We start from the raw sequence: 4,100 nt of genomic DNA, 5'->3' as shown, positions 1-4,100 counted from the left end.
CAACGCCCGATTGACCTCACGCTGCTGCATCACACAAACGAGAGCCAAGGCGACCTCGAAGATCGCTTCCGATGGAGCCTGGAGAACGGCAATCTGGAGTTGGAACTGATGCCCTTCCTGCCTGCCAGTTGTTGCGAGCGCTCCCAACAGTGGTTTGATCAGTTGCTCATGAGCAGCGATCCCAGCCGGCAGGACAGCACTGATCTTCGGCCATCAAGGCATGCAGGGGAAAGCTTTTTCATCGCTTATCTCACACCGGAAATGCGATCCGCTCAGCCTCTCGCCAACAAGGTGTACGAACACTTCGAGCCCTACACCTACACCGAATCCCTGATCGTTCTGGCGCATCACACCAATGAGCCTGCAGTCCTGGCTTTGATTGAGAGCCTGCAGCAGCAAATTGGCCACTGAGACCGCCCTATTCCGGTCAAAGACTTGACCGTTTGCTCATGGACGAGGCATCAGGATCTACGGACAGCGCCATCGCACGCAAGATGCGCGAATCGAGCCCTGAGGTGAGCGCAGTTGCCCCGTTTCATTTCCCCCCAAGCTGACACGTAGTAAAAACAGTGTCTTCAACTCTGCAGAATCCATGGGTCGAGGCCGCAACCCTCTCTCTTGAGCCAGAGAGATCAGTCAAGACGATGCATTCGGATCCAATGAAGGACAGGTCTTGGCATTGAAATCACAGGCATAGATCGTGGATTTCTGCCAACTGAGGGGAATCTCAAGAAGGTCTCGGGTTCCTGTGAGGCCTTGCGTCAAAAACAACAAAGCGGCAAGCACGTTGGCTGTGACATGCAAACGGCGAATGCGAATGTCACGCAGGATCTCGGCGCGAGCCCCCAGGGAAAACAACATCAAGCCCGTCACCCCAACGCCCGCCCAGTAATGGGACTGCCAAAACGCAGGCGTCAAGGGATTATCCGAAAGCCTCCAAACCTCCGGTTGGGCGCCAAGCCCCAACACTCCGGCCCAAGTAATGAGAGAAAAAGCCAACCTCAATCCGGGCCTCTTGCAACGCCAAAGGGCGAGGAGGCTCACGACCGTTCCACACAACACAAGCAACAGCTGGATTGCACGCGCAAGGCCTCCTTCGAACTGAGCCAGCGGGGCCTTCGTGCCAATCACAACAGTGAGTGCAATCAAAACCACCACGACCACCGCGCCTGCGAGCCAACGACCTAGATCGCTGTGATCACGCCCCACCGTGATGGGGAGCTTCTGGTTCTGGAGCCGACGTGCACGCGTCTGAACTGCCAAGCGAACCACCACTCCCATCAGTGGATAGACCAATACCACTGCAAGAAAAGGATGCAGGATCCACAACCAATCAACGGCGGCCATGCCCAAGTCAGCATCAACTCAAAACGTAGCCATGGAACAAAGTGCAGACTTCACTCACGATGCGATTCGTTGTTCTTACCTTATATTTCCATTAGAAAGCTCAATCCTGCCGATAAAAGAAGAAGAAAGATCAACGCAAAACAATGACGTCATGAGCGGAATGAAATCAATGAGTATCAGGACTCGTTGAGCAACGCTTCTCCTGACGGAAGGGCGGGCTCCCTATTCACAAGAGCGAGCAAGCCCCAACAGCCAATGCAATCGAAGCCTGCAGCGGATCGAGGGAGTCTTAGAGATTGTCTGATCAGTCAATCATGAGTCAATCATTTGAACTAGCGCCTATAGGGCAATCTTATTCAGGTCTATTCATTTAGCTCGTGATGGATCGAGACATCAAAAAGACGTATCGAAAGTGATCTCGATACGTCATGCCGAAACTTTCAGCTAGTTTTTAGCAAGTGGAAGATGGCTAATCAGATCCTCCATTTTGAGCGAAAATATTCTTGCAAACCTGCCCGTTATTGGTGACAGCTTTGTTGGCATCCGCCTTGCAGTCATTAAGGATTCGAGTGTGAAGTATTTTAGCCGTATCCGGATTAAGACTTAGATACATGTTGGTGATGTAATTTGGACTAACATAATACAAAGAGTCGCTGTTATCGTTTCTTTGATCAAAGAAATCCCATAGAATAGTAGAAACATTTGATTCACTACCGTTAACTCCTGATCCAGCCACACCAGAACAGTTTGCGCCATTAGAGTCCATATTTTTGCTGTCAATCAACTGATTAGCAAGATCAGGGCGATAGGAATTTCGGAACCTGGATGAACCTCGAGTCCCAAGAGCTCTGGCCATCTCAAAATTCGCCCATCCTTCACGTACGACCATTCCAGCACGGGCTGATGGAGAGTAACAGCCATAAAAACTATGGCTACCACCAGATCCAGCTGGTCGCGGTTGATGATATTTGTTGTCAACTTGATGGGCTAATTCATGGCTCATAACTCCATGCCTCAACGCATGGTCAGCCATGATCATCACTTTGCCATCCGTGTAAGCACAACTCCAGGGGTTTGGCCCTGAACAATCACCACCTTCTGATGGGAATTTAACCCTAATACGATTGCCGCCAGTCCGTACGGGGTCAATGCCTGCATTCGTCATGCTGGTTTGAAAGGCCATTCCTTCAAACCAAATGTCAAACACACCGTCATGTCTTACAGGTTGTCGTACCACCCGTGAGTTGGGGATGCTATTGCGTGCAGGGTCACCCCATACATAAAGATTGCTATTGGTCTTTCGTCCAATTTTAATGAAAGGATTTTTTGTGTAATAGCATATTTTGTACGATCCATTCGTGTTAATCCGTAGTTGAAAGTTTCCATTCCCGTCAGCAGTTGTTCTTGCAAGTGCTGGTGTGTGATGGCACGATTGATCACCCTTTACAGCCTTAACTCCAACACCAACCGCAGGCAAGAAGATATTACTGGAATCTGTGGTCCTAAAGACAAAACGTCCTTTATAAACTGTATTCGCGGCAACAGCTTTAGGCGTGAACAACGAAAAATAGTTACCAACCACCTGGCTAATCACCTGACTTGGCTGCCACTCATGGGGTAGCCAGTTGAATAAACGAGATTGGATGTTCGGCTTAAGGGATTCTGGTTTGAATTGATTGTCTTGATTGGGTCGTTTGGGTTGATAGACGCGCCTCTTCCCTTTCATGGCTTTGCTTGCTTTGCCAAAGGTGCGCCCGCCTTTCAGAAATCGCTTGTACCCCCTCACTCCAGGGCCAATTCGCGCGTTACTTGGAACAGCAATCGCTTCTGAACCTTTCTCCCCAAGCCGGAAGCCGCCTGTTTTAACGGGTCTGAATTTTCCATTCTTGACTTCGATGTTAACCACACCCATCGATTGACCACCCATGGAGCTTGAGTACACAACGCCCACTGATGTAAAGCCTGTGCGGGCCTGAATCGAACCACTTAATGGAATGGTTTTTGTAGCCCCAGGAGCCAGCCGTAATCGTTTCGGCAAGCGGCTATTGGAAAGTCTGATTGTCCTTACGAGGGTGAGAGTAACCTCATGGCGTGAGTTGTTATGAAATTGCAGCTTGCCCGAAAACCGTTTGCTACTTCCAGATTTTGGAAGAGATAGTTTGATCAAGGGTGCATCGCTGTCAAGATGACTGAGATGGAGTTGATGTTGGACAGGTTTATTTGCATGGTTGACATGAGCCTTTGCGGCCTCGGGTTGAACCAGTAGCCCTGTACCGCTCACAAGAATTCCAGCAGCTAGTGCTGTTGAGGCACCTAAAATCTTTGTGGTTTTAGTCATTAGTTTTTAACTCTTGGTTATCTCAGAGGGATGTCTCCCACCGATAGTCACAGCATTGCTATTTTTCGCGAGCCTTTCATTAATGAAGATCACATTGAGCTGTGATGTTGCTCACAGGGCAAAGGAGGCCGACGCAAGACTATCAATCACGATGCCTGCAATAACCCAATAGATCTCGCAGAAATCGGCATCAAATGACTACAGAGCCTTGACCTAGGTATAAGGAGCCAGCGCGAAACATGGCTACAATTCAAGTATCGTGAAACTGTCGATGAGATTGCACTCAGCTGGCAGACAATGGGATGTAATTGCATCTAGAGCACTCCCCAAGTGAACAGGATTAAAAATATTGCCGTCAACTCTGCAGAAGACAGGGGTTGAACAAGAAAATGTCCCTCCTTCGAGAAAAGTGGCG

The 4,100-nt window shown here is 49.3% G+C and carries 3 protein-coding genes; 1 reads left to right on the top strand and 2 read right to left on the bottom strand.

Annotated elements, in window-relative coordinates; translation table 11 throughout:
- Positions 1–411: hypothetical protein (locus NCN04_RS08925; protein ID WP_250395855.1), on the top strand; the 411-nt coding region annotated here is incomplete at its 5' end.
- 225 nt (positions 412–636) lie between these two features.
- Here NCN04_RS08925 and NCN04_RS08920 read toward each other — a convergent pair.
- Positions 637–1,347, bottom strand: coding sequence for a DUF4079 domain-containing protein (locus NCN04_RS08920; RefSeq protein WP_250395854.1), 711 nt, complete (start codon positions 1,345–1,347; stop codon positions 637–639).
- Positions 1,348–1,816: 469 nt separating this feature from the next.
- On the bottom strand, positions 1,817–3,685 hold the full coding sequence (locus NCN04_RS08915) for a hypothetical protein (protein ID WP_250395853.1): 1,869 nt from the start codon (positions 3,683–3,685) through the stop codon (positions 1,817–1,819).
- Between the last annotated feature and the right edge of the window lie 415 nt (positions 3,686–4,100).

Origin of the sequence: Synechococcus sp. MU1655 (genome assembly GCF_023630655.1) — a bacterium.
Lineage (GTDB): Bacteria > Cyanobacteriota > Cyanobacteriia > PCC-6307 > Cyanobiaceae > Synechococcus_C.
The sequence above is the reverse complement of the archived record's forward strand: the minus strand, read 5'-3'. Positions and strand labels throughout refer to the sequence as shown.

Coding starts and splice junctions, on each gene's coding strand:
- NCN04_RS08920 (WP_250395854.1), bottom strand. CDS start 1,347: ATGGCCGCCGTTGATTGGTTGTGGATCCTGCATCCTTTTCTTGCAGTG.
- NCN04_RS08915 (WP_250395853.1), bottom strand. CDS start 3,685: ATGACTAAAACCACAAAGATTTTAGGTGCCTCAACAGCACTAGCTGCT.